This window comes from Rhizobium sp. LjRoot98 (assembly GCF_964252935.1).
In the GTDB taxonomy this organism is placed as follows: Bacteria; Pseudomonadota; Alphaproteobacteria; order Rhizobiales; family Rhizobiaceae; genus Pararhizobium.
Genome location: NZ_CAXUPW020000001.1, coordinates 1,628,546 through 1,650,644, shown reverse-complemented (window position 1 = coordinate 1,650,644; position 22,099 = coordinate 1,628,546). Strand labels below are relative to the sequence as shown.

Genomic DNA, 22,099 nt, shown 5'->3' with positions numbered 1-22,099 from the left:
GGTTCTCAGATAGACAGTTTGCGTCCCTGATCAATGATCAGATCGCCAAGTTTTTCAAGATAAAGCGCACCTTCGACCGTGCGCTTGATGATCACATTGCGTTTGTCGCGCTCGTCGCGGCTCCGGGTCACGAGCCCGAGATCGCCCATCGTGTCGAGCGCCCGGGTGATGACCGGCTTGGTCACACCCAGAATTCCGGCAAGGCCGCGCACCGTGTGCGGCGGCGGAACGAGATAGATGTGCAGGAGAATGGAAATCTGCCGGAGCGTCAGGTCGCGATTGTCGATCCGCACCTGTTCCAGCGAGACGCTGTGCCAGAGGTTCAACGCCTGCGAGGCTGATAATTCCACCGGCATCGGACGCCCTCGGTTCAATCGGCGAGAATTTTAGCCCCAGACCGTTACGGAACCGTTTCTTTTCGTGGCACTCAAATCCGCGTGAGCGCCTTTTCGATCCTTGCCAGATGCGCCGCGCGTTGCGCCGGTGTTACCCGGTCCATGTCGTGCAGAGAGAGCATCCGGAACTGGACATCCTTCGCGCAGAAGGCGGCAATGCCGCGCTTCAGCAGGCGGCGCACCGGGTTGCCCATATAGAGCTTGACCACCCACCAGGGCGAACCGGTCGTCGTCAACGCCCAGAACTGCTTGATATTGGTGAGGCGCGGTATGATCCGTCCGCCAGCCTGATCGTGATCGAAGGCGACACCGGGCGCAAAGACCCGGTCGAAGAAGCCCTTGAGAATGGCCGGAAAATTGAACCACCATTGCGGAAAGACGAGGATCAGCCCGTCGGCCGCCCTCAGCCGCGCAACGATGGCATCGACGGCAGAGGTGTCATAGGGCATGTCGAAGTAACCGCGCCGTTCCTGTTCTGTCAGCCGTGGATCGAAACCCTCCCGGTAAAGATCGAGCAGATCGACACTGTGGCCGGACTTCTCCAGTGCAGCTTTCGCCGTTGTAGCAACGCTTGCGGCAAAACTGTCGATCAGCGGATGGGCGAGAACGAGGAGAATGCGCATGCTAGAACAGGCTACCCTGTTTCGGCGGTGCCGCAGCCACCGGCTTTTCGGCGCGTTTCTTTGCCGGCTGAGGCGGCGGCGTAGCGCTCCCTTCGGTCGTCAATGCATTGATAGTGTCGTCTGCGAATTGAATTTTAATAGCTTGGTTCAAAGAGAGCGCAGAGGCGGCTCCGATAAGTGCCCCAGTTTCGTCGCGGATAAGCGCATAGCCGCGCTTCAAAACACTTCCGTACGACATTGATTGCAACATGCGGCCATGTGCCAATAGGATACTGCGGCGACGCCGCAGGTCGGCCAGAAGCGCGCTGTCGGCTCTGCCGGAAAGGCTTGTGAGGCGATCCTGCGAGCGGTGAATCTGGCCCAACAAACGGGCGGGCAGGGTGCGCAGGGCCGCATCGGCGGAAGAGACCCGCGAGGCGGATCTCTGTAGCAAACGCTCGACGATCCGTTCGGCGCGGATCATCCGCTCAGTGAGCTTCTGCCGCCGTTCATTGATCCGGGTTGAAAGAACGTCGGGCCGCAGATGCGCGGCAATGCGCTCGAAACTCCGCCGCTTGTTGGCGGTGTTCATCTGCAAGCCGCGGCCGAGTCCCGCCGAGGCTTCATCGAACCGGCGGCGCGGCAGAGCCAGCAATTGATCGAGCGAGGGCAGCGCACGGGTGAGCGCCCGCACGCTCTGGCGGCGATTGTCCATCTGCCGCCCGACAGCAGATTTGAGGCGGGCAGACAGTGCCGAAACAGCAGCTTCCAGATCGGCCTTCACCGGTACGGCCATTTCCGCCGCCCCGGTCGGTGTCGGCGCCCGCTGGTCGCTGGCATAGTCGATCAAGGTCCAGTCGGTCTCGTGGCCGACGGCGGAGATTAACGGGATCTGCGAATTTGCCGCCGCCCGCACCACGGCCTCGTCGTTAAAACTCCAGAGATCCTCGAGGCTGCCGCCGCCACGCGCAACGATGAGCAGATCGGGCCGGGCGATCGGCCCACCCGGCGTAAAGGCATTGAAGCCTTCGATCGCCGCAGCCACCTCATTGCCGGAGCCTTCGCCCTGCACCCGCACCGGCCAGACGATGACATGCACATGAAACCGGTCGGAGATGCGGTGAAGGATATCGCGGATGACAGCGCCGGTGGGCGAGGTGATGACGCCGATGACTTTCGGCATGTAGGGCAGCGGCCGCTTGCGCGCCGGATCGAACAATCCCTCGGCGCCGAGTTTGCGCTTGCGCTCCTCGATCAGCGCCATCAGCGCACCGGCGCCTGCGGGCTCCAGCGTTTCGATGACGATCTGGTATTTCGACGAGCCGGGGAACGTTGTCACCTTGCCGGTGGCAATCACTTCCATGCCCTCTTCCGGCCGGAACTTCAGCCGGCTCATCGTGCCCTTCCAGATGACGGCATCGATCCGCGCCTTGTCGTCCTTCAAGGCGAAATAGGCATGGCCGGAGGAATGCGGTCCGCGATAACCGGAAATTTCGCCACGTACCCGCACTTGGTCGAAAGCCTGCTCGACCGTGCGCTTGATCGATCCGGATAGTTCGGAGACCGAATACTCGGCGAGATTGGAGGGCGAATCGGATTCGAAGAAGGAGCTCATTGTTCTATTTTGCCGCGCCGGGCAGCGGATGGCCAGTCTCTGACACCGATCTCAACAAAGCTTTCACCATACCTGTCTTTTCTCAGGTTCCAGGCTGGCCTCATCGGCACCGGAACGTTGAATTTTAAGGCAATTTTAGCGCCTCCGCCCCAGTGTCGCCGCATTGAGTTATAGGCGGAGGGTCGGATGATCATCTTGACCGCATTTGCAATCGGATTGTTGGCAGCGGCCACGCGCTCGCTGATCTGTTATGTGATGACACCCTGGCTGATCATCGCAGCCTTTGCTCTGGCGGCGGTCTGTTCGTTGGGGAACGTGTCGCTGCTCGCACTGGTTCTGGCGATCCTGTCGTACAATGCAGGTGTCGTGGCGACGTTGCTGATGGCGCTGGTTGTGGAACTTCGCACCGAGGCATAGACCGCGCGGTCAGGACACGGCGGATGAAAACCCGCCGCGTTGCCACCGGCGGGTTTACGCTTGTCGGGAAGTGGCTCAGACAGGCTCCCAGCCATCCTTCTCACTGGCGCGGTAGATGGCGTCGATGAGCTTCTGGTTGTTGACCGAGCTTTCCAGCGTCACCACCTCTTCCTTCTCCCCCTTTGCCGCACGCGAAAAGGCCTCGGCCTCCAGCTTGTACTGACGCGCATCCTGGAAGCGGAAAAGCTGCGACTGTGAATGGTTCTGGTTGGTCAGTTCCAGTTCCTCAGCGCCGTAACGGTCGGCGTTGAACGGTGACTTGACCTCGATGAACCCCTTGTCGCCGTGGAAGACCATGATCTGGCGGGCGGCGAGCTGGGTGGAGATGTAGAAGCTCAGTTCGAAATCGCCGAAATCGGCGCGCACGCTCGAATAGATGTCGGTGCCGAACTCCGGATCGCGGTCGGTGTTCGCCTGGACACGAAGCGGCTCCTTGCCCGTGACGAAGCGGGTCGAGATCGTCGGGTAGACGCCGATATCCGGCAGTCCGCCGCCGCCCAGTTCCGGCTTGTTGCGCATGTTGCCGGCATCACGGTTGTAGTAGGTGAAGGCACCCTGGACATGCCGCAGCTTGCCGATAGCGCCTTCGGAAAGCAGCGAGCGAACCTTGCGCCAAACCGGGCTGTAGGTGACCATATAGGCTTCCGAGACCAGCACCTTGTTGCGGTCGCGCGCCTCGATCAGGGCATCGATCTCAGAGGCTTTCAGGGCGATCGGCTTTTCGCACAGCACATGCTTTCCGGCATTGGCAGCCTTGATCGTCCATTCGACATGCTGCGAGGTCGGCAGCGGAATGTAGACGGCGTCGATCAGATCGGAGGCAAGCATGTCCTCGTAGGAACCGAAGGCATGCGGCACCGAAAAGCGGTCTGCCATCTCACGCGCCTTGGAAAGGTCGCGGCTGGCGATCGCCGTCACGACGCAGTTTTCAGCGTCCTGAATGGCTGGAACAACGAGTTCACGGCCGATCTTGGCCGTCGATAGAATCCCGAAACGCAACATGATTTTGTCCTCTCCGTTTGGCGGCACAGTATCCCCGAGGTACGTGCCTATCAAGCTGCCCCGGCCGGAATAAAATTGCCGTCCGTCCTGTAAAAGCGCTGTACCCGGGCTATGTCCTTGGTGCAGACTTCACGCCTCCCAAGCGATGATCCCAAACAATCTGGAGCGACCTCATGCAAAAGCGAACCCTTGGCCGCACGGGCCTGCCTATCGCGCCGCTGGTTTTCGGCGGCAATGTCTTCGGCTGGACCGCCGACGAAAAGACCTCCTTCCAGTTGCTCGATGCTTTTTTCGACGCCGGCTTCAATGCCATCGATACCGCCGATGTCTATTCCTCCTGGGTTCCGGGCAACGCGGGCGGCGAGTCCGAGACGATCATCGGTAAATGGCTGAAGGGTCGCGCCCGCGACGAAGCCGTGATCATCACCAAGGTCGGCTCCGAGATGGGGCCGGGCAAAAAGGGCCTGTCGGCCAGCTGGATCGTGCAGGCGGTGGAGGATTCGCTTCGCCGGCTTCAGACTGATCATATCGATGTCTATCTCTCCCATTGGCCGGATGAGGAAACGCCGTATGAGGAAACGCTTGGTGCCTATGACAAGCTTCTGCAGCAGGGCAAGATTCGCCATGCGGGCGCCTCCAATCTGAATGCGGAGCAGCTGCGGGCAGCCCTCGATGTTTCCGCGGCAAAAAGCCTGCCGCGCTACGATGTGCTGCAGCCGGAATATAATCTTTACGACCGGCCCTCGTTCGACGGGCCGCTGCGCAATCTCTGCATCGCCGAGAATATCGGCGTGATCAGTTATTTCGGCCTGGCGCGCGGCTTCCTGTCGGGCAAGTACCGCTCGCACAAGGATCTCGAAGGCTCGGCGCGCGGCAGCGGTGTCGGCAAATATCTCGATGGGCGCGGCATGCGCATTCTCGGCGCGCTTGACGAAGTGGCGGCCGATACCGGCAATACGCAGGCGGAAATTGCGCTTGCCTGGATCATGGCGCGCAAGGGCGTGACCGCCCCGATCGCCAGCGCCACCAATCTGAAGCAACTGGAAAGCCTGACGAAATCGGCTTCGATCACGCTTTCGGATGACGCCTGCCGGCTGCTCAACGAGGCAAGCCAGTAAGCGCAGGTTCAGCGCCCCGGTGTCCTGTCTGCAACCCGGCAAGATATTGGCGGCGGACTGTGCATCGTCTTTCCCAAAAGGCGCTTCGGCTGCTACACGAAGCCGGAGATTGCGGGAGGGACCGACATGGCGATCGAAATACGCGCGGCGGGGCCGCAAGATGAGCACGACTGGCGCAGACTTTGGGCCGGCTATGCCGCCTTTTCCGGCACCACGCTGGCGGCCGACATCATCGACCGGACCTGGGCGCGGCTGATGGATGACGCCACGCCGTTGTTTGCGCGGCTGGCGATACTGGACAACGCCGTCGTGGGTTTTGCCATCTGCCAGAAGCAGTTCGCCACCTTCTTTCGCGAACCGGTCTGCTACCTGGAAGATCTGTTCGTCGATCCGGCAGCACGGGGGAGCGGCGTTGCCAAGGCGATGATCGACGATCTGATCGCGCTGTGCGAGGCAAACAATTGGGACCGGCTCTACTGGTACACCGAAGCCGGTAACGCACCGGCAAGGCGGCTTTACGATCGCTATTCCGGCACTGACGACCATGTGCGCTACAAGATCACGTTCGGCACGTTCACCAGTTCGGGAAATCCAACGTAGGCGTCTGCATGGCTGCCGGAATGATTGGCCATGCCCGCTTTTGTCAGCAGACCTGCGGGCGCGACATAACTGCGGATGCGCCGGACGGGGCGCTCGTGCCACTGGATGTTGACGGCCCAGAGTTTTGGGAAGAAGCAGAGCGACGCATAGGGCAGGTGATCATGGATCCACCAGGCGAGCGATTGCCAGCCGCCAAGGGTGGCGCGGCGGTCCCAGACCCAGGGGATGACGATGCAGGCGGTTGCGCCCATGCAGCCGTCGGCGTCGCGCATGTCCCAGATATGATCGGCGGCCGTTGCTGCATTGGTCGAGCAATTGAGCTTGTTGCGGTTGCCGAACTCGTTGACGGAACGTGACCGGTAGCCCGAGCGGATATGCAGCCGCCCGAAGGTCCGCTGCAGCGGCTCCAGAAGCTCTTCGCAGAGTTTTGTGCCCGCCGCGATCGTCAGGTCCGGATCGTCGGGAATGTTCGGCATGCCATAGAAATCGGCGATCTCCGAATGCAGGAAGTCGCGCAGGAAAAAACTCTCCGACAGCCGCGCCCGGCCCATATCTTCCAGCGCTTTCATCGATCCTGGCTTTTTCATCGGATGCTCCCCGGTTTTGATGAAGACTATGCCGCAGACAGCTGGCGTGCCACCCGTTTTCCGTGCGCCGAGACCGGAGCAATCCACCCTCTCGCCTTCATTCGACCGCGTCATCGTGTTAAGATCGGCGGTCAGCTAGGGAGAGAAGCATGTCCGACGAGCAGGCAATAGGCGCGGTCGTTCACCTCTATGTCGATGGTATGGCGTTCTGCAACGAAGCGGCGCTGCGCAAGGCTTTCCATCCGGATGCCAAGATCATCGGCCATTATCAGGGTGCCGTCGAATGGATGTCCCGCGACGATTTCATTGCTGCCACCCTCGCCGAACCGCCGGCCCCTCCCGGAACGCAGCCGCTGATGGATATCGAGATCACCGACATCGAGGGCGAAGCCGCCTTCGTCAAAGTTGCCGATGAATTCGCCGGCATGCGGTTCAGCGATTACCTGTCGCTCCTGAAGATCGATGGCCGCTGGGTGATCGTCAACAAGCTGTTTCATCTGCACCGGTAGGACTTGGCCAAGGGACTGCTGTTTAGCTCTCCCGCTGAGAGGGCGGCGGCGCTTTCTCTTCTCCCCAGCGGGGAGAAGGTGCCCGAAGGGCGGATGAGGGGGCGGTCCGGCATGAATGTGCGAGTCTTTCATTGCAGTGGGCTCCAGATTCCGTTTGCTCAAGCTCTCTTCTTCAAGGGTGGCTTCGCCCCCCTCATCCGGCCCTGCGGGCCACCTTCTCCCCGATGGGGAGAAGAGGGAGATCGTCGCCTTCCTCAACGGTCTATAACCACGCCCGGAAAATCCGCCGTGGTTTTCTCTGTTGTTTACTTGGCCGGGGCGCTGGAAAGTGCCGGGACAAAGTAAGTATATGACGCCTTCCAGCGCCCCGTTCAGTGTTCGACGATGGGCAACTCCGGTTTCTCTGCGGGGGTGGCGGCGCCCTTTTGATACGGGCTGACGCTGACGTTGCCGCCGCGCCAGGAAAGATACTGCTGTCGCAATACCGCTCGCCGGTCCTCATGTGTGCCTCACAGGCACGCCCCGCCATTTTGCAGACGGGAGGGAAACCACTTTCTGACCATCCACCGGACAAAGGCTTACGTCTGTCCTTCACCCGGCACCGGCCCTGTCTCACCGCTACGCCTAGCGGTCTCGCCGATGACAGGACGCAATGATGATGGCACAGGTTTTGATCGCGGGGATTTACGGGAATGAAAAATGCGCGCGGTTCGGTGGCGTGACTTCGGCCGCAGATGCTGTCGAGCTGGAAACATGAAGTATTTCAGCAATATGAACGTCCACCATACCCGTTTTCCAGTGCGCAGTCCGTCTTGATGGGCTGCCGCATATCCCCGTCAGGATCTGCTTCCAACCTGTTGCGGAGGGCGCTGGCCTTACGGCGCACTTGCCACCGGCGGCTTCAATCGCAGGCCAAGCACCAAAAGCATGCCGATCGCGTAGACGGCAACGACCGATAGCCAGATCGCGCCGGGCCAGTGTTGGCGGAAGGCGAAGTAGACACTTGAGAAGGCCAACGGTGCGATGATCGTGGCGAGGCTGACAACGGACGCCAGCACACCCTGGAACTGGCCCTGGCTGCGCTCGTCAACCTGCCGGGTGGCAAGAGATTGCAGTGCCGGAACGCCAATGCCACCCAGCGCAAAGACCGGCATGATCGCGAAGATCATCCAGCTTTGCGTGGCGAACGCCATGACGACGAGGGCAATGCAGGTGCCGGTGACCCCGGCCAGAATAGCCGTCCGCTCACCGAGAAGCTTCACGGCCGGGCCGGGAAGGAATGCCTGGGCAAGCGTCTGGCAGATGCCGAAAGCACCGAGCGAAAGACCGATCCACAGACCGTTCCAATGAAAGGCATCGTTACCCCACAGCGCCCAGCAGGTGCCATAGGCTTCGCCGGTGGCGCTGAAGATGAAGAAGATGAAGACCAGCGGCAAAACGCTTTTCAGCGAAAACACCCATCGCAAGGGGCGCAGCGGATTGAGTGCGCCGAGATCCAGTGCCTCGCGTGTCGGTGTGCGGGACTCCGGCAGGATGAAGTAGGCCAGAAGCAGATTGCAGCCGTTGAGCAGCGCCGCCGCGATGAACGGCAGCCGCAGCCAATGATCGCCAAGGACGCCGCCGAGGACGGGGCCGATGATGAAGCCGATGCCGAACATGGCATTGAACAGGCCAAAGCGCTTGGCGCGTTTGTCCTCGGCAGAGATGTCGGTGATATAGGCCATTGCGACGGCAATATTGGCGCTGGTGAGGCCGGCGATGGCGCGGCCGATGAAGAGCATCCAGAGATTGGATGCGAAAGCCAGGAAGAGATAGTTGATGGCCGCACCGCCAAGCGAAATCAACAGCACGGGCCGGCGGCCGATACGATCGCTGAGAGCGCCGAGCACCGGGGCAAAGATAAACTGCATCACCGCATAAAGAGCGGTCATCGTACCGATGTAAGGCGCGACGTTCTGGGTGTGGGTCACCTCCTGCAGCAGGGAGGGCAGAATGGGAAAGATGAGACCGATGCCGATGGCATCGAGGACAATGGCGGTAAAAATGACAAGCAGAGGCCTGTTCATGGCGCAATCCGATCGACGCAGGCATGCGGACGCGATCCGCGCCGATGCGTGCGATAGGGCCTGACGGAGATCAGGCGTGTGGTTTAAGGGAAACGCTGGCCGATCCATGCCAAAAATGCGCAGGGATGGCGTGTGCTTGACCACCTGGACGACAATTCGTCCACCTGTTTACTCCGCTACCGAGCGGATCAAGGGAAGCGGCCGCTTTTCGCGACGGATGTTATTTACATCGGCGGGTGCGAAGGGGCAAGTCCTCTCAGCTGACCAAGTCAGCCACCATAGAAACAGCGACCGAAAAATACAGAATGCGGGCAGGCCGTGAAATGCCGGATTGTCGCCTTCTGGCCCAGCGGCCCCCTATTGCCTGCAGAACTCAGGCGATAGGAAGATACATTCGGGGCTCGCTCGTCTTGAACCACGCTTTCGCGATCTTGCTGTCTTCAATTTCATAGATGCAGACGACGTCGATCTCTCCCTTTCCTTGAGAAAAGGTTCGCGTGACAGTTTCGTGATCAATAACTACGTTTCCGACAACGATGCGTGTGAGCAAATTGCCGTACAAATCAGGCTCTTTGAACCGCTCGACGTGGCGCGCCTTGATTTCCGCAGCACTTCCCGCCAGCAGAGTGTTTGGGAAAGAATAATACTGGCAATCGTCCGCCCACCAAGGCATGAACGCATCAATGTCACGTGCATTATAAGCCTCAAGCTGTTTTTGCACCGGCAGGGAAACATCGTTCAAAACTGTGGTCCTCTAAAAATATTGCGAAATTCGTTCATCACGACAGCCATTATCTGATGTCTGCAAATGGCGCAAAGCGGTCCAGTCGCGGCGTCCATCGCCCAAACACCGCGTCAGCCTGCGTTGAACCACCGAAAGAGGCAAATCGCCCCTCCCGGTGCTCACGCTTTTTACGCCCGCAAAACCCCACCGGTGTTCTTCGTCACATTGGCGATGATCTTCCCCGTCAAAACTTCGAAATCTTCGTCGGTCAGCGTGCGCTCAGCCGGCTGGATGACGACTTCGATGGCGACGGACTTCTTGCCTTCGCCAACCGATGCGCCTTCAAAGATGTCGAAGACGTTGACGCCGGTGACCAGCTTGCGGTCGGCGCTCGATGCGGCCTTGAGGATCGCACCGGCTTCGACGGATTTGTCGACGACGAAGGCGAAGTCGCGCTTGACGGCCTGGAAGGGGGAAAGCTCCAGTGCGGCCTTGGTGCGGGTGGCCTTCTTCTTCGGCTCGGGCATGGCATCGACATAGACTTCGAAACCGGCAAGCGCGCCGGAAACGTCGAGCGCTTCGAGAACCTTCGGATGGAACTCGCCGAAATGGCCGAGAACGATCTTCGGGCCGAGCTTGATCGTGCCGGAACGGCCGGGGTGATACCAGGACGGGCCGCCTGCTTCGAACTGGACATTGCCCATCGGCACGCCGCAGGCTTCGAGGACAGCAATGGCATCGGCCTTGGCGTCGAAGACATCAACCGGCTTGCCGCCGCCCTTGGCGGCATTCGACCAGGAACGGCCGGCACCGGCAAGCGATGCGGTGCCGCGGCGGATACCGCCGGCAACACGGCGCTGCCCGGCCGGGGTATCGTTTTCATAGGTGCCGGAGACTTCGAAGATCGCCACGTCGCCAAAGCCCTTGTCGGCATTGCGCTGGGCCGCGGTCAACAGGCCGGGGAGCAGCGACGGCCGCATGTCGGACATATCGGCAGCGATCGGGTTTGCGAGCGACAGGCTTTCCGCGCCGCCGCCGAACAGGGTGGCCTGTGCCTTCGAGATGAAGGACCAGGTGACGGCTTCCAGCATGCCGCGGGATGCCAGCGCCCGCTTGGCAAGCCGGGTGCGGATCTGCAGGGTCGTCAGGATCTTGCCGTTGACGGCGCCGATGCTTTCGATCGGCTGCGGCTTGATATTGTCGACGCCATGGATGCGCATGACCTCTTCCACGAGATCGGCCTTGCCATCGACATCCGGACGCCAGGAGGGGACGGAAACCGAAACGCGCTCGCCAGAGCCTTCAACGCCGAAGCCGAGGCCCGTGAGGATCGAGATACTCTCTTGCGCGCTGACCTCAAGACCGGTCAGGCGCTTTACCTCGGACACCGGGAAATCGACGATCTTCGCCGTGTAGCCGGCATAACCGACGACATCGGTCTTGGCGGCCGTGCCGCCGCAGATGTCGAGAACCAGCTGGGTGGCGCGCTCAAGACCTGGAACCATGTATTCCGGGTCCACGCCGCGCTCGAAGCGGTAGCGCGCATCGGTGATGATCCCGAGCGAACGGCCGCTCTTGGCGATGTTCATCGGGTCCCAAAGTGCGGATTCGATCAGCACGTCGACGGTGTTTTCATCGCAGCCGGAATGCTCGCCGCCCATGATGCCGCCGATCGACTCGATGCCCTTGTCATCGGCGATGACAACGTTAGCCGGCGAAAGAGTGTATTCGCGCGTATCGAGCGCCAGAACCTTTTCGCCCTCAGTGGCGCGCCGGACGGTGAGGTTGCCCTTGACCTTGGCGGCGTCAAAGACGTGCAGCGGGCGGCCCTGGTCGAAGGTCATGTAATTGGTGACGTCGACCAGCGCATTGATTGGGCGAAGGCCGATGGCGAGCAGGCGCTGCTGCATCCATTTCGGGCTCGGGCCGTTCTTGACGCCACGCACGAGACGAAGCGCAAAGCCTGGGCAGAGATGGCTGTCTGTGCCAAGATCGAGCTTGACCTTGGTGGTGGTCTCACCTTCGGTCTTGAAGGCCGGCTGCGGCGCTGCCTTCAGCGTGCCGAGGCCGGAGGCCGCGAGATCGCGGGCAATGCCGTAGATCGACGTGCAGTCGGGACGGTTCGGCGTCAGGTTGATTTCGATGATCGGATCGTCGAGCCCGGCATAGGCGGCAAAGCTGGTGCCGACCGGCGCATCTTCCGGCAGGTCGATGATGCCGTCATGGCTGTCCGACATCTGCAGCTCTTTTTCCGAGCACATCATGCCATGGCTTTCGACGCCGCGGATGGTGCCGACGGCGAGTGTGACATCGATGCCGGGGACGTAAACGCCGGGGGCGGCGAAAGCGCCAATAAGGCCCGCGCGCGCATTCGGCGCGCCGCAGACGACCTGGACCGGGGCACCGGTGCCGGTATCGACCATCAGGACGCGCAGCTTGTCGGCCTGCGGATGCTTTTCGGCCGAGACGACCTTGGCGATGACGAAGGGCTTGAACGCGGCCTTGTCATCGACCTCCTCGACCTCGAGCCCGATCGAGGTCAGGCGCTCGCAAATCTGTTCAAGGGTGGCATCCGTTTCCAGATGGTCTTTCAGCCAGGAGAGTGTGAATTTCATGATTTCACTCGTGTCCTAATGTCTTGCCGGTGCTTCCTCGTTTCGGAAGTGCTGGCGGAAATTGTTCAATCGACGATCTTAAGCGCTCAAACCGCCAAACAAGGTCGGCATGTCGAGCGGGCGGAAGCCGTAATGGCTCATCCAGCGAACGTCGGCATCGAAGAAGTTTCTGAGGTCCGGCATGCCGTATTTCAGCATGGCGATGCGGTCGAGGCCCATGCCCCAGGCAAAGCCCTGGTAGACGTCGGGATCAAGCCCGCCGGCGCGCAGGACGTTCGGATGCACCATGCCGCAACCGAGGATTTCCATCCAGTCGGTGCCCTCGCCGAACTTGACGATCGGACCGGAGGAACGGTCGCACTGAATATCGACCTCGAAGGACGGTTCCGTGAACGGGAAGAACGACGGGCGGAAGCGCATCGTCACGTCATCGACCTCGAAGAAGGTCTTGCAGAACTCTTCGAGAATCCAGCGCATGTTGGCGACGTTCGACTTGGTATCGACCACAAGGCCTTCGACCTGATGGAACATCGGCGAATGGGTGGCGTCCGAATCCTGCCGGTAGGTCTTGCCCGGAATGATGATGCGGATTGGCGGCTTCTGCGCTTCCATCGTGCGGATCTGCACCGGCGAGGTATGCGTGCGCAGAACCTTGCGCTCGCCCTTCTCGTCCGGATTGAAGAAGAACGTATCGTGCATTTCGCGGGCCGGATGGCCTTCGGGGAAGTTCAGCGCGGTGAAATTGTAATAGTCGGTCTCGATGTCCGGACCTTCGGCAATCGAGAAACCCATATCGGCGAAGATCGCGGTGATCTCGTCGATGATCTGGCTGATCGGATGGATGCGGCCGCGCTCGGCGGGCGAGGAGCGGACCGGCAGCGAGATATCGACGGTTTCGCGCGCCAGCCGTTCGGCGATCGCTGCGTCCTTGAGGGCCGATTTGCGGGTGGCGATCGCTTCGAAGACGTCGGTCTTCAGCGCGTTGATGGCGGCGCCGCGGGTCTGGCGCTCTTCCGGCGTCATCGTGCCGAGCGTCTTCAAAAGCTCGGAGATCGAGCCTTTCTTGCCGAGTGCGTTGACGCGCACGGCTTCGATCGCGGCTTCGTCACCGGCAGCGGTTACTTCGGCCAGCAGATTGTCTTTCAGGGTTTCCAGATCGGACATCGTTCATTTCCCGGTTCATTGCCGTGATCGGTCAAAGAAAAACCCGCGCCAGCCGTGCCAGCGCGGGTTTCCCAATTCGTATTCCAAAAGGCTTGGGAAGCGCTGGTCTTAACGAACCGCGCTTTCAAACTCGTTGGTGGTGCCTGCGTCCTTGAGGTATTCAAGCGCCTTCTTGGCGGCAGCGACAAGCGCGCCGAATGCTGCCGGCTCATGGATAGCCATGTCGGAGAGAACCTTGCGGTCGACTTCGATGCCAGCCTTCGCCAGACCGTCGATGAAACGGCCATACGTCAGGCCATGTTCGCGAACGGCAGCGTTGATGCGCTGGATCCAGAGGGCGCGGAAGTTGCGCTTGTTGACCTTGCGGTCGCGATAGGCAAATGCCTTCGAGCGATCCACAGCAGCCTTGGCTGCGCGGATGGTGTTCTTGCGGCGGCCGTAGAAGCCCTTGGCTGCCTTGAGTGTCTTCTTGTGCTTGGCGTGAGCTGCTACGCCGCGTTTTACACGTGCCATGTTATGATCTCCTTATAAATCCAAAAGTGCCAGACGTCTTAGAGACCGTTGGGCAGGTAGTTCTTGATGACCTTCTTGCCATCTGGCTCTGCCAGCACCATGGTGCCACGTGCATCGCGAATGAACTTGTTGGACCGCTTGATCATGCCATGGCGCTTGCCTGCGGCAGCTGCCATTACCTTGCCGGTCGCGGTGATCTTGAACCGCTTCTTGGCCGAGGATTTCGTCTTCATCTTGGGCATTTTGCTACTCCATTCTTCTTGGTTTTGAGATCGACTGACGAGGTCGTCTCCAGCGTAAAGAACGGCCACGGCATGCCCTGCCGGACCGTTCGGACGGGGGCTTGTAACCGAAGCGCCCGAAAAGTGCAATGGGATTCCGGAAACAGCCCGACATTTCCCGATTGCCAGTCATTGCAATGAAAAAGCCGCCAATCCGGCGGCTTCATCAGCGGTGGTTCTGGGCGGGGATTACCGCGGAGCCAGAACCATCATCATCTGGCGGCCTTCCAGCTTCGGCTCGGCTTCCACCTTGGCGATTGCCGTAGTGTCTTCCTTCACCTGGAGGAGCAGCTTCATGCCCAGTTCCTGGTGGGCCATTTCGCGGCCGCGGAACTTCAGGGTCACCTTGACCTTGTCACCTTCTTCGAAGAAGCGGTTCATCGCGCGCATCTTGACGTCATAGTCGTGCGTGTCGATGTTCGGACGCATCTTGATCTCCTTGATCTCGATGATCTTCTGCTTCTTGCGCGCCTCGGCGGCCTTCTTCTGCGTCGCGTATTTCAGCTTGCCCAGATCAAGGATCTTGCACACCGGCGGTTCCGCGTTCGGCGAGATCTCGACGAGGTCAAGACCCAGTTCTTCCGCCATGCGGAGCGCCTGATCGGTGGGAACGCTGCCGTGGTTTACACCTTCGGCGTCGATGAGCTGCACCCGGGGGGACCGGATTTCCTTGTTAGAGCGGGGCCCGTCTTTGACTGGGGCGTCCGTTTTGAACGGTCTGCGAATGGTCGTACTCTCCTCGAGCTGTTACGAATGCAATGTTCGGATGATAGCGCTTTGTCCCGGCTAAAATGCCGTTCCACTGCCGCTTGGTCTTCATGTGTAAATTGCTGCGGAAAAGTCAATAACACAGCTCTTCACGAAAATCACCACCTGTCAGGCATTCGAAGAATCTGTTTTAGAAAGAAAATCAGCGGTAAGCGCTTTAAAATAAGGAAAATAGCATGTCATTGCCAGTTTCGAACACCGCACCGGACACTCTTGAAGTCGGTACCGGCAGCGAATCGCGGCTCATCGCCATGCGCGTCCTGAAGGCAAAGAGCGGCAATCGCCTGCCCGCCCTGGTCTGGCTGGGTGGCTACCGGTCGGACATGACCGGCACAAAAGCCGTCGAGCTGGAGCGGCACGCGGCCGCTTCCGGTGCTGCCTGCATCCGCTTCGACTATTCCGGCCATGGCGCCTCCGGTGGTGCCTTTACCGACGGGACGATTTCAAGATGGCTGGAGGAGAGCCTCGCGGTCATCGATCATCTGAACCCGGAGCGCATGGTTCTCGTCGGCTCATCGATGGGCTGCTGGGTGGCGCTCAGGCTGGTTGCCGAACTGCGCGCTCGCGGCGAAGGAACAAGGATTGCCGGCCTCGTGCTGATCGCCCCTGCGCCGGATTTCACCAGCGAGCTGATTGAGCCGAATCTTTCGGATGCGGAACGCGCTTCGCTGGCCGAACGTGGCTATTTCGAAGAGCCGACTCCGTACGGGCCGGATCCGAATATTTTTACCGCCCGGCTGATCGAGGACGGGCGGCAGAACCGCGTATTGACCGGCATTATCGAGACCGGCTGCCCGGTGCATATCCTGCAGGGCATGCAGGATCCCGATGTTCCTTATAGCCATGCCCTGAAGCTGATGGAGCATCTGCCCTCGGACGATGTGGTGATGACGCTGATCCGCGATGGCGATCACCGCCTGTCGCGGCCGGAGGATATCGAGCGGATTCTGGTTGCCGTGGATGCGATGCTGGCTGGCTGAAAGCCGTAAACCCCTACGACCAAAGGCGTTGCCGGGCATTTTAACCATATCCGGCGATCCCCGATTCATGTGATTGACTTCGTTTCGGCCGCGCTGTTAACTCTTTGTTAATGATTAGAGCGGCGCGCGGCGGGGTTTCACCGCGAAAGCTGACCACGGATTTCAGGCTTTCGCGGGGGTTCTTTCTGAGGTTTCAGAAGAAACCGCGCCACAGGGGACACGCATGGCGCAGTTGATGGGCATCAGGAAAGTGGTCGTGGTACTTGCGGCTGTTTTCGCTTCGGCAGGCGTTGCTATTCCGGCGCCATCGGCAAGCGCGCTGTCGATGCAGACGGGCGCCATCACCTCGCAGCCGATCGGCCACTACGAATTCTGCCAGACCCATCGTCCGGAATGCGAAATCAAGACCAAATCGACGGTAGCGCCGCGCGTCACCGATTTCGGCTGGTCGGTGATCCGCCAGGTCAATCTCGCCGTCAACAGCGAGATTACCCCGATGACCGACATGGACCTGTTCGGCAAGGACGAGGTCTGGGCCTATCCCGAAGGTGCGGGCGATTGTGAGGATTTCGTTCTTCTGAAGCGCAAGCGCCTGATGGAAAAAGGGTTCTCTCCGTCTGACCTGCTGATCACCGTTGTTCGCAAGCCGGATGGCGAAGGCCATGCAGTCCTGACCGTGCGCACGGCACAGGGTGACTTCATCCTCGACAATCTCGAAAATGACGTGAAGCTCTGGAGCAAGACACCCTATCGCTTCCTCAAGCGCCAGGCATCGTTCAACACCGGCCGCTGGGTCACGATCGAGAACGGCGCGGAAGTGCTGGTGGGTTCGGTCGGGAACTGATTGCCGCCAGTTCAAGGTTTTGAAAAAGGGCGCGACCTGCGTAGGTCGCGCCCTTCCTGTTTCTGATCAGCGGGGCTTTGCGGGAAGAACCTGACCGACATCGATCCGGTTGCCATCTGGATCTTCAAAGACGAAGGCGCGCAGGCCATAGTCCTTGTCCTGCAGGCCCTTGATGATGCGCAGTCCGTGGCTCTGGCAAATCGCATGCAAGGCATCGACATCCGCCACCATCATATGCGCCACATTGAAGGCAGCGGCCTTGTGGCCGGGTTGCAGGGTCAGATGCAGTTCGGCCTGATCCTGCTTGAGGATCATGAAGCCGACCGGATTGCCGTTTTCGAAGGTTTTGCGGAAGCCGAGGACATTGACGTAGAAGTCGTGGGCCTTGCCCATATCCTTGACCGGGAGCATGGCGGCAATTCGCCCGAAGCGAATACCGTGATCGGCGATGTCATCCATCGCTTCACCTCAGATTTGGGAGAATTCGGGGCGCCAGACGGGCGGTGCCGCGTGAAACCCGTACTCCTTTTTTCAATCGATGAGACAGTGCTCACGCCCCCGTGTCTGTAACAGGGAAAACCCCGGGCGGCAAAACGTTTTAATCATGCGTTACCGATCAACACGCCCGCCGCCAGCACCAGTCCGCCGCCCAGCACCACCTGGAAGGCCGCGCGCAAAAATGGCGTTTCCATATACTTGTTCTGGATAAAAGCGATGATCCAGAGTTCGAAGAAGACGATGACGGCGGCGATGATCGTGGCCGTCCAAAAATGCGGGATGAGATAGGGCAGGGCGTGGCCAAGGCCGCCGAGCGTCGTCATGATGCCGCAGGCAAGACCACGCTTCAGCGGCGAGCCACGGCCGGAGAGCTTGCCGTCGTCATGGGCGGCTTCGGTGAAGCCCATGGATATGCCGGCACCGACCGACGCCGACAGGCCGACGAGAAAGGTCTGCCATGTGTCCTGGGTGGCAAAGGCGGCGGCGAAAATCGGGGCCAGGGTCGAGACCGAGCCATCCATCAGTCCGGCAAGGCCCGGCTGCACGTATGTCAGCAGGAACTGGCGGTGTGCCGCCTCATCTTCCTTTTTGCGCGCGCTTTCCGGCACGTGCTTGTCCGTCAGCATGCGGGCAATGTCCTCATGACCCTGCTCGGCCAATGCCAGATCGCCAAGCAATTGCCGGGTTGCTGCGTCGGATGTGTTTTTGCCCGCCTCGACATAGAAATTGTAGGCCTGCGTTTCCATCTCTTCCGCCTCGCGCCGCATGGCGTCGAGCGACTGGTTGTGGCGCAGCCAGTCAGGCTTGCGGGCAGGGAATCCGCTGACATGTTCGCGGCGGATCAGGGGAATACGTTCGCCGAACCGGCGGCGGTGCATGTCGATCAGCATGGTCTTGTGGGTGTTTTCCACCTCTCCCATGTCCTCGAAGACTTTCGCAGAGTCCGGATACTTGTCCTTCAGCGCGTCGGCATAGGCAAAATAGATGCGGCTGTCGTCTTCCTCGGATGAGATGGCAAGTGCCAGGACTTCCTGTTCGGACAGCGAGGAGAGCGAACGCTTGGGGCGCGAAAACAGACGGGAAAACATGATGCGATCAACCTAGTTTAGAATAATTCTAAATTAAGACCGCATCACGCGAAGGTCAACCCCCGAACCGGTCGTGTGACTCGACAGGCGGCAGGATAAATTCCTACATAAACAGGAGGATGAACGCCGAACGAAGGCTGCTTGCGCATGAACCCGCTTCTGACCAGCAAGGATACGCTTCTCGATCGCATCGGCATGGCGATGGCAGGAAGGCTGACGGCACGGACATCGGGATACGAACCCTATACGCCGTCCGACCCCGAAACGCTGGCGCGAACGCTGCGGCCGGGTGATATCCTGCTGATCGAGGGCAATCACAAGGTTTCGAACACGATCAAGTATCTCACTCAATCGACCTGGTCGCATGCCGCGTTCTTTGCCGGTGACGAAATCCCGCTGACGCTCGATCAGGCAACGCTGCCGGTGATCGACCGTCCGCAGCTGATCGAGGTCAATCTCGGCGAAGGCTGCGTTGCGGTGCCGCTCAGAAAATACTGCACTTACAACACCCGCATCTGCCGGCCTGTCGGGCTGACGCCGGACGATCGCAACGCCGTTCTGTCCTTCATGATTTCGCGGCTCGGCCTGAAATACGACATGAAGAACATCCTCGATATGCTACGCTACTTCATGCCGACACCGCCGGTGCCGGTGCGGTTTCGCCGCCGCATGCTGGCTTTCGGGTCCGGCGACCCGACACGGGCAATCTGCTCGACGCTGATCGCCCAGGCCTTTGAGCAGATCCGCTATCCGATCCTGCCGGAGATTACCCGGGCGCCGGGCAGGGCGTCGGCGACTTCGACCTATTCACGCGCCGAAATCCTGCATATTCGCCATCATTCGCTTTACACGCCGCGCGATTTCGATCTTTCGCCCTATTTTGCCATCGTCAAGCCGACGCTCGAATACGGCTTCGATTACAAGCGGCTGCAATGGCAGGGTGACAGCGATCAGGCGCTCATAGGGTGATATTGAGCGTCTGTTCGCGGATGATGTAGGCCTTCTGCCGGTCGGTGATGTAGTCGCGCACGATCGGTGCGGCATCGCGCGAGCGCGACAGCTGCATGTGGAACACCAGCTGGCTGCCGGTGCGGAACATCATCTCGCAGCTGACCAGATAGAATTCCCACATGCGGGCAAAGCGTTCGTCATACATCTCGACGACCTTGTCGCGGTTCTTATCGAAGCGCTCGACCCAATGCTTGAGCGTCGTCGCATAGTGGACGCGCAGAAATTCGAGATCGCTGACCCACAGGCTGTTGCGCTCCACCACCTCGAAAACCTCGGAAAGGGCGGGTGAATAGGCGCCGGGGAAAATGTATTTGCGCAGCCAGGCGCTGGCCATGCCGGGCGGGCTCATATGGCCGATCGAATGAAGCACCGCAATGCCGTCGTCGGGCATCAGAGTGTTCACCTTCTTGAAGAACTCATCATAGTGGCTGACGCCGACATGCTCGAACATGCCGACCGAGACGATGCGATCGAAGGTCTCGTTGACCTCGCGGTAATCGCGCAGTTCGAAGCGCACGCGGCCTTCCAGTCCGGCATCCTTGGCGCGCTGTGTCGCCAGTGCCTGCTGTTCCTTGGACAGCGTCACCCCCAGCACTTCGACATCCTCAAGCTGGGCAAGATAGAGCGCCAGATCTCCCCAGCCACAACCGATGTCGAGCACTTTCATGCCGGGCCGGAGGCAAAGCTTGGAAGCAAGCAGTCTCAACTTGTTGCGTTGCGCCTGTTCCAGCGTCTCGTCCGGTTCGCGGAAATAGGCGCAGGAATAGAGCATGTGCTCGTCGAGGAAGAGTTTGTAAAAGTCGTTGCCGAGGTCGTAATGATGGGCGACGTTGCGCTGGGCCTCGCCCTTGACGTTGGACTGCTGGCGCTTGCGGAAGCGCATCTTGATGGCGCGCAGCGCCTTCTGGATCGGATAGGAGCCGAGCGACAGCCGGTTGATGGAAAACAGCGTCAGGAAATCACGTAAGTTCGAACCGTCTTCGAAGCGCAGCGTGCCGTCCATATAGGCTTCGCCGGCGGCCAGTTCGGAATTGAAGACGAGGGTGCGGTAGAGCTTGCGGTCGGTCAGCCGCATGGTCACTTCCGGACCGGGCTCACCCTTGAAAACATGTGGTTTGCCATCGGCGTCGATGACGGTCAGCTGACCCTTGCGAATGAAAGCTTTCATCATATGCGATAGTGGAAACATGCACACCTCGATGGAAAAAGCGACGCTTGCGAAGCAGCACTCTATCACCGGGTTTGCAAAAAGCGCGGCAATAATTCTCGGGCGTTTCAACGGCCTGTGGCGGTGGCTCCGGCACTGGCTGCGACGACCAGAACAGTCCCCATGATCTGCAGGGCAGTCATCGGCTGGCTGAGGACCAGAAAACCCGCAAGTGCCCCAAGCGCCGGCTCCAGGCTCATCAGGATGCCGAAGGAGGATGTGCTCATGCGGCGCAGCGCGATCATTTCCAGCGCGTAAGGGATGAGCGGTACAAGCAGCGCTAGACCCGCGATCGTCACCACGCCTTCCATCGTTATGCGCGGCAGGTCGAGAAGCCCGAAAGGCGTGGCGACGATTGCTGCCACGATCAGCGACATGGAGAGACCCTGCAGGCCTTCGAAGGCGTTTCCGGCCTTCTTCATCAGGATAATGTAAAGCCCCCAGCCTGTGGCGGCCCCGAAGGCGAAGAGAATGCCGGTGGAATCGCCGATCCAGCCGTTGCCGTCATGGGCGAGCAAAAGCACGCCGGCACCAGCGATCAACGGCCAGACCAGCCGCCAGCCGAGGCCGAAAGCGAAAGTGGCAACCGCGAGCGGCCCGAGAAAATCGATGGCGACGGCGAGACCGAGCGGGATGCGCTCGATGGCCGCGAAGAAACACAGCGTCATGCCCGCCATGCAGGCGCCGAGCAGACCGGCCGTCTGCCACTGCGCCCGCGAATAGCGAAGGATCGGTGGACGCACGACGATGGCCAGCAGCATAGCGGCCCAGGCCAGGCGCAGCCAGGTGGTGCCGAATGGGCCATAGGCAGCGATTGACGGTGCCGACAGCGCCGAGCCGAACTGGACGCTCGACATTGACAGAAGGCACATCAGTCCGCCGGTGAGCGCAGCTGCGGTGCCGGTGTCAGGCAATGTTGCTGCGGGTGGAATGAGGCCTTCGTTGCCATCGGCTGATGCTGCTGTGCGCTGATCCAAGATGTCATTCTCCCGCAGGCCGTGCCGATCACGCCCAGTACGGCTCTAGCGAATGCGGACCCTGCCGGCAAATTCATATTTGTGGGGGTTAATATAAGGCACTTTGATACTGCTTATTGAGCAGGGCGGAACATATGACCCGCTCGACCGTTATCGGTTGCAGCAGAAACCTGTTTCAAGCGAGGGCAAACACATGGACGTCAATGGCGTAGGCTGGATTGCGGCAATCATCATCGGCGGCTTTGCCGGCTGGCTGGCTGAACAGTTCATGAAATCCGACATGGGCGTCTTCATGAACATCATTCTCGGCATCGTCGGTGCCGTCGTGCTGAATGCCATCCTCGCTTTTGCCGGCATGGGCTTCACCGGATGGCTTGCCTATCTGGTCATCGGCTTCGTCGGTGCTTGCCTGTTGATTGCGGTCGGCCGCGCCGTTCGACGATAGTGGCCGGGTTCAA

24 protein-coding genes are annotated in these 22,099 nt (G+C 60.2%); 8 read left to right on the top strand and 16 right to left on the bottom strand.

Annotated features, from left to right (window positions below):
- Positions 1-5 precede the first annotated feature (5 nt).
- From ACSQ3J_RS08200 to xseA, 3 genes are all read right to left on the bottom strand, one after another.
- On the bottom strand, positions 6-356 hold the full coding sequence (locus ACSQ3J_RS08200; protein ID WP_060502894.1) for a MarR family winged helix-turn-helix transcriptional regulator: 351 nt from the start codon (positions 354-356) through the stop codon (positions 6-8).
- 71 nt (positions 357-427) lie between these two features.
- On the bottom strand, positions 428-1,018 hold the full coding sequence (locus ACSQ3J_RS08195) for an NAD(P)H-dependent oxidoreductase (protein ID WP_060502893.1): 591 nt from the start codon (positions 1,016-1,018) through the stop codon (positions 428-430).
- 1 nt (position 1,019) lies between these two features.
- Positions 1,020-2,612, bottom strand: a complete 1,593-nt coding sequence (gene xseA, locus ACSQ3J_RS08190; RefSeq protein ID WP_436038950.1) for an exodeoxyribonuclease VII large subunit — start codon at positions 2,610-2,612, stop codon at positions 1,020-1,022.
- Positions 2,613-2,798: 186 nt separating this feature from the next.
- Between xseA and ACSQ3J_RS08185 the strand changes: the two genes are divergently transcribed.
- Positions 2,799-3,029: a hypothetical protein gene (locus tag ACSQ3J_RS08185; protein ID WP_060502891.1), complete on the top strand. Its 231-nt coding sequence runs from the start codon at positions 2,799-2,801 to the stop codon at positions 3,027-3,029.
- 75 nt (positions 3,030-3,104) lie between these two features.
- Here ACSQ3J_RS08185 and ACSQ3J_RS08180 read toward each other — a convergent pair whose 3' ends face one another.
- Positions 3,105-4,091 (bottom strand): Gfo/Idh/MocA family protein, encoded by a 987-nt coding sequence (locus tag ACSQ3J_RS08180; protein WP_060502890.1) that lies wholly within the window; start codon positions 4,089-4,091, stop codon positions 3,105-3,107.
- A gap of 173 nt (positions 4,092-4,264) precedes the next feature.
- Here ACSQ3J_RS08180 and ACSQ3J_RS08175 point away from each other — a divergent pair, with 173 nt between their 5' ends.
- Both ACSQ3J_RS08175 and ACSQ3J_RS08170 read left to right on the top strand, forming a co-directional pair.
- Entirely contained in the window at positions 4,265-5,209 is a 945-nt protein-coding gene (locus tag ACSQ3J_RS08175) for an aldo/keto reductase (RefSeq protein WP_060502889.1), read from the top strand.
- 126 nt (positions 5,210-5,335) lie between these two features.
- Complete coding sequence (locus ACSQ3J_RS08170) at positions 5,336-5,809, top strand: GNAT family N-acetyltransferase (RefSeq protein WP_060502888.1); 474 nt, start codon at positions 5,336-5,338, stop codon at positions 5,807-5,809.
- Here the strand turns inward: ACSQ3J_RS08170 and ACSQ3J_RS08165 are convergent.
- Positions 5,761-6,396 (bottom strand): hypothetical protein, encoded by a 636-nt coding sequence (locus tag ACSQ3J_RS08165; RefSeq protein ID WP_060502887.1) that lies wholly within the window; start codon positions 6,394-6,396, stop codon positions 5,761-5,763. The two genes, ACSQ3J_RS08170 and ACSQ3J_RS08165, sit on opposite strands and share 49 nt — an antisense overlap.
- Positions 6,397-6,545: 149 nt before the next feature.
- On the opposite strand from ACSQ3J_RS08165, the gene ACSQ3J_RS08160 reads away from it, so the two are divergent.
- A complete protein-coding gene (locus tag ACSQ3J_RS08160; RefSeq protein ID WP_037103863.1) occupies positions 6,546-6,905 on the top strand; it encodes a nuclear transport factor 2 family protein in 360 nt (119 codons plus the stop codon).
- Positions 6,906-7,780: 875 nt separating this feature from the next.
- On the opposite strand, the gene ACSQ3J_RS08155 is transcribed toward ACSQ3J_RS08160, so the two are convergent.
- The 7 genes from ACSQ3J_RS08155 to infC form a co-directional block, all read right to left on the bottom strand.
- Positions 7,781-8,971 (bottom strand): TCR/Tet family MFS transporter, encoded by a 1,191-nt coding sequence (locus tag ACSQ3J_RS08155; RefSeq protein WP_060501306.1) that lies wholly within the window; start codon positions 8,969-8,971, stop codon positions 7,781-7,783.
- Between the two features lie 373 nt (positions 8,972-9,344).
- Complete coding sequence (locus tag ACSQ3J_RS08150) at positions 9,345-9,713, bottom strand: nuclear transport factor 2 family protein (protein ID WP_060501305.1); 369 nt, start codon at positions 9,711-9,713, stop codon at positions 9,345-9,347.
- Between the two features lie 170 nt (positions 9,714-9,883).
- Positions 9,884-12,310 (bottom strand): phenylalanine--tRNA ligase subunit beta, encoded by a 2,427-nt coding sequence (gene pheT / locus ACSQ3J_RS08145; protein ID WP_436038949.1) that lies wholly within the window; start codon positions 12,308-12,310, stop codon positions 9,884-9,886.
- A gap of 78 nt (positions 12,311-12,388) precedes the next feature.
- Entirely contained in the window at positions 12,389-13,474 is a 1,086-nt protein-coding gene (gene pheS, locus ACSQ3J_RS08140; RefSeq protein WP_060501301.1) for a phenylalanine--tRNA ligase subunit alpha, read from the bottom strand.
- Positions 13,475-13,582: 108 nt separating this feature from the next.
- On the bottom strand, positions 13,583-13,987 hold the full coding sequence (rplT, locus tag ACSQ3J_RS08135; protein ID WP_037103878.1) for a 50S ribosomal protein L20: 405 nt from the start codon (positions 13,985-13,987) through the stop codon (positions 13,583-13,585).
- A gap of 38 nt (positions 13,988-14,025) precedes the next feature.
- Positions 14,026-14,229, bottom strand: a complete 204-nt coding sequence (rpmI, locus tag ACSQ3J_RS08130; RefSeq protein ID WP_018323613.1) for a 50S ribosomal protein L35 — start codon at positions 14,227-14,229, stop codon at positions 14,026-14,028.
- A gap of 228 nt (positions 14,230-14,457) precedes the next feature.
- The gene (gene infC / locus ACSQ3J_RS08125; RefSeq protein ID WP_060501299.1) at positions 14,458-14,994 is read right to left on the bottom strand and encodes a translation initiation factor IF-3; all 537 of its coding nucleotides are present in this window, start codon (positions 14,992-14,994) and stop codon (positions 14,458-14,460) included.
- A gap of 218 nt (positions 14,995-15,212) precedes the next feature.
- On the opposite strand from infC, the gene ACSQ3J_RS08120 reads away from it, so the two are divergent.
- A complete protein-coding gene (locus ACSQ3J_RS08120) occupies positions 15,213-16,016 on the top strand; it encodes an alpha/beta hydrolase (protein ID WP_060501297.1) in 804 nt (267 codons plus the stop codon).
- A 223-nt stretch (positions 16,017-16,239) separates the two neighbouring features.
- A complete protein-coding gene (locus ACSQ3J_RS08115) occupies positions 16,240-16,860 on the top strand; it encodes a transglutaminase-like cysteine peptidase (protein ID WP_060501295.1) in 621 nt (206 codons plus the stop codon).
- Positions 16,861-16,926: 66 nt separating this feature from the next.
- Here ACSQ3J_RS08115 and ACSQ3J_RS08110 read toward each other — a convergent pair whose 3' ends face one another.
- Both ACSQ3J_RS08110 and mbfA read right to left on the bottom strand, forming a co-directional pair.
- Entirely contained in the window at positions 16,927-17,319 is a 393-nt protein-coding gene (locus ACSQ3J_RS08110) for a glyoxalase superfamily protein (RefSeq protein ID WP_060501293.1), read from the bottom strand.
- A gap of 143 nt (positions 17,320-17,462) precedes the next feature.
- On the bottom strand, positions 17,463-18,446 hold the full coding sequence (gene mbfA, locus ACSQ3J_RS08105; RefSeq protein ID WP_060501291.1) for an iron exporter MbfA: 984 nt from the start codon (positions 18,444-18,446) through the stop codon (positions 17,463-17,465).
- A gap of 147 nt (positions 18,447-18,593) precedes the next feature.
- On the opposite strand from mbfA, the gene ACSQ3J_RS08100 reads away from it, so the two are divergent.
- On the top strand, positions 18,594-19,415 hold the full coding sequence (locus tag ACSQ3J_RS08100; RefSeq protein WP_060501289.1) for a lipo-like protein: 822 nt from the start codon (positions 18,594-18,596) through the stop codon (positions 19,413-19,415).
- Here ACSQ3J_RS08100 and ACSQ3J_RS08095 read toward each other — a convergent pair.
- Positions 19,405-20,646: an SAM-dependent methyltransferase gene (locus ACSQ3J_RS08095; protein ID WP_060501287.1), complete on the bottom strand. Its 1,242-nt coding sequence runs from the start codon at positions 20,644-20,646 to the stop codon at positions 19,405-19,407. The two genes, ACSQ3J_RS08100 and ACSQ3J_RS08095, sit on opposite strands and share 11 nt — an antisense overlap.
- An 86-nt stretch (positions 20,647-20,732) precedes the next feature.
- Positions 20,733-21,596, bottom strand: coding sequence for an EamA family transporter (locus ACSQ3J_RS08090; RefSeq protein WP_244481822.1), 864 nt, complete (start codon positions 21,594-21,596; stop codon positions 20,733-20,735).
- 238 nt (positions 21,597-21,834) lie between these two features.
- Here ACSQ3J_RS08090 and ACSQ3J_RS08085 point away from each other — a divergent pair, with 238 nt between their 5' ends.
- A complete protein-coding gene (locus ACSQ3J_RS08085; protein WP_060501283.1) occupies positions 21,835-22,086 on the top strand; it encodes a GlsB/YeaQ/YmgE family stress response membrane protein in 252 nt (83 codons plus the stop codon).
- Positions 22,087-22,099 lie beyond the last annotated feature (13 nt).

What these genes read in the sequence shown, in the direction of transcription:
- ACSQ3J_RS08200 (WP_060502894.1), bottom strand. Translation starts at nt 356, where the DNA reads ATGCCGGTGGAATTATCAGCCTCGCAGGCGTTGAACCTCTGGCACAGC.
- ACSQ3J_RS08195 (WP_060502893.1), bottom strand. Translation starts at nt 1,018, where the DNA reads ATGCGCATTCTCCTCGTTCTCGCCCATCCGCTGATCGACAGTTTTGCC.
- xseA (WP_436038950.1), bottom strand. Translation starts at nt 2,612, where the DNA reads ATGAGCTCCTTCTTCGAATCCGATTCGCCCTCCAATCTCGCCGAGTAT.
- ACSQ3J_RS08185 (WP_060502891.1), top strand. Translation starts at nt 2,799, where the DNA reads ATGATCATCTTGACCGCATTTGCAATCGGATTGTTGGCAGCGGCCACG.
- ACSQ3J_RS08180 (WP_060502890.1), bottom strand. Translation starts at nt 4,091, where the DNA reads ATGTTGCGTTTCGGGATTCTATCGACGGCCAAGATCGGCCGTGAACTC.
- ACSQ3J_RS08175 (WP_060502889.1), top strand. Translation starts at nt 4,265, where the DNA reads ATGCAAAAGCGAACCCTTGGCCGCACGGGCCTGCCTATCGCGCCGCTG.
- ACSQ3J_RS08170 (WP_060502888.1), top strand. Translation starts at nt 5,336, where the DNA reads ATGGCGATCGAAATACGCGCGGCGGGGCCGCAAGATGAGCACGACTGG.
- ACSQ3J_RS08165 (WP_060502887.1), bottom strand. Translation starts at nt 6,396, where the DNA reads ATGAAAAAGCCAGGATCGATGAAAGCGCTGGAAGATATGGGCCGGGCG.
- ACSQ3J_RS08160 (WP_037103863.1), top strand. Translation starts at nt 6,546, where the DNA reads ATGTCCGACGAGCAGGCAATAGGCGCGGTCGTTCACCTCTATGTCGAT.
- ACSQ3J_RS08155 (WP_060501306.1), bottom strand. Translation starts at nt 8,971, where the DNA reads ATGAACAGGCCTCTGCTTGTCATTTTTACCGCCATTGTCCTCGATGCC.
- pheT (WP_436038949.1), bottom strand. Translation starts at nt 12,310, where the DNA reads ATGAAATTCACACTCTCCTGGCTGAAAGACCATCTGGAAACGGATGCC.
- pheS (WP_060501301.1), bottom strand. Translation starts at nt 13,474, where the DNA reads ATGTCCGATCTGGAAACCCTGAAAGACAATCTGCTGGCCGAAGTAACC.
- rplT (WP_037103878.1), bottom strand. Translation starts at nt 13,987, where the DNA reads ATGGCACGTGTAAAACGCGGCGTAGCAGCTCACGCCAAGCACAAGAAG.
- rpmI (WP_018323613.1), bottom strand. Translation starts at nt 14,229, where the DNA reads ATGCCCAAGATGAAGACGAAATCCTCGGCCAAGAAGCGGTTCAAGATC.
- ACSQ3J_RS08120 (WP_060501297.1), top strand. Translation starts at nt 15,213, where the DNA reads ATGTCATTGCCAGTTTCGAACACCGCACCGGACACTCTTGAAGTCGGT.
- ACSQ3J_RS08115 (WP_060501295.1), top strand. Translation starts at nt 16,240, where the DNA reads ATGGCGCAGTTGATGGGCATCAGGAAAGTGGTCGTGGTACTTGCGGCT.
- ACSQ3J_RS08110 (WP_060501293.1), bottom strand. Translation starts at nt 17,319, where the DNA reads ATGGATGACATCGCCGATCACGGTATTCGCTTCGGGCGAATTGCCGCC.
- mbfA (WP_060501291.1), bottom strand. Translation starts at nt 18,446, where the DNA reads ATGTTTTCCCGTCTGTTTTCGCGCCCCAAGCGTTCGCTCTCCTCGCTG.
- ACSQ3J_RS08100 (WP_060501289.1), top strand. Translation starts at nt 18,594, where the DNA reads ATGAACCCGCTTCTGACCAGCAAGGATACGCTTCTCGATCGCATCGGC.
- ACSQ3J_RS08095 (WP_060501287.1), bottom strand. Translation starts at nt 20,646, where the DNA reads ATGTTTCCACTATCGCATATGATGAAAGCTTTCATTCGCAAGGGTCAG.
- ACSQ3J_RS08085 (WP_060501283.1), top strand. Translation starts at nt 21,835, where the DNA reads ATGGACGTCAATGGCGTAGGCTGGATTGCGGCAATCATCATCGGCGGC.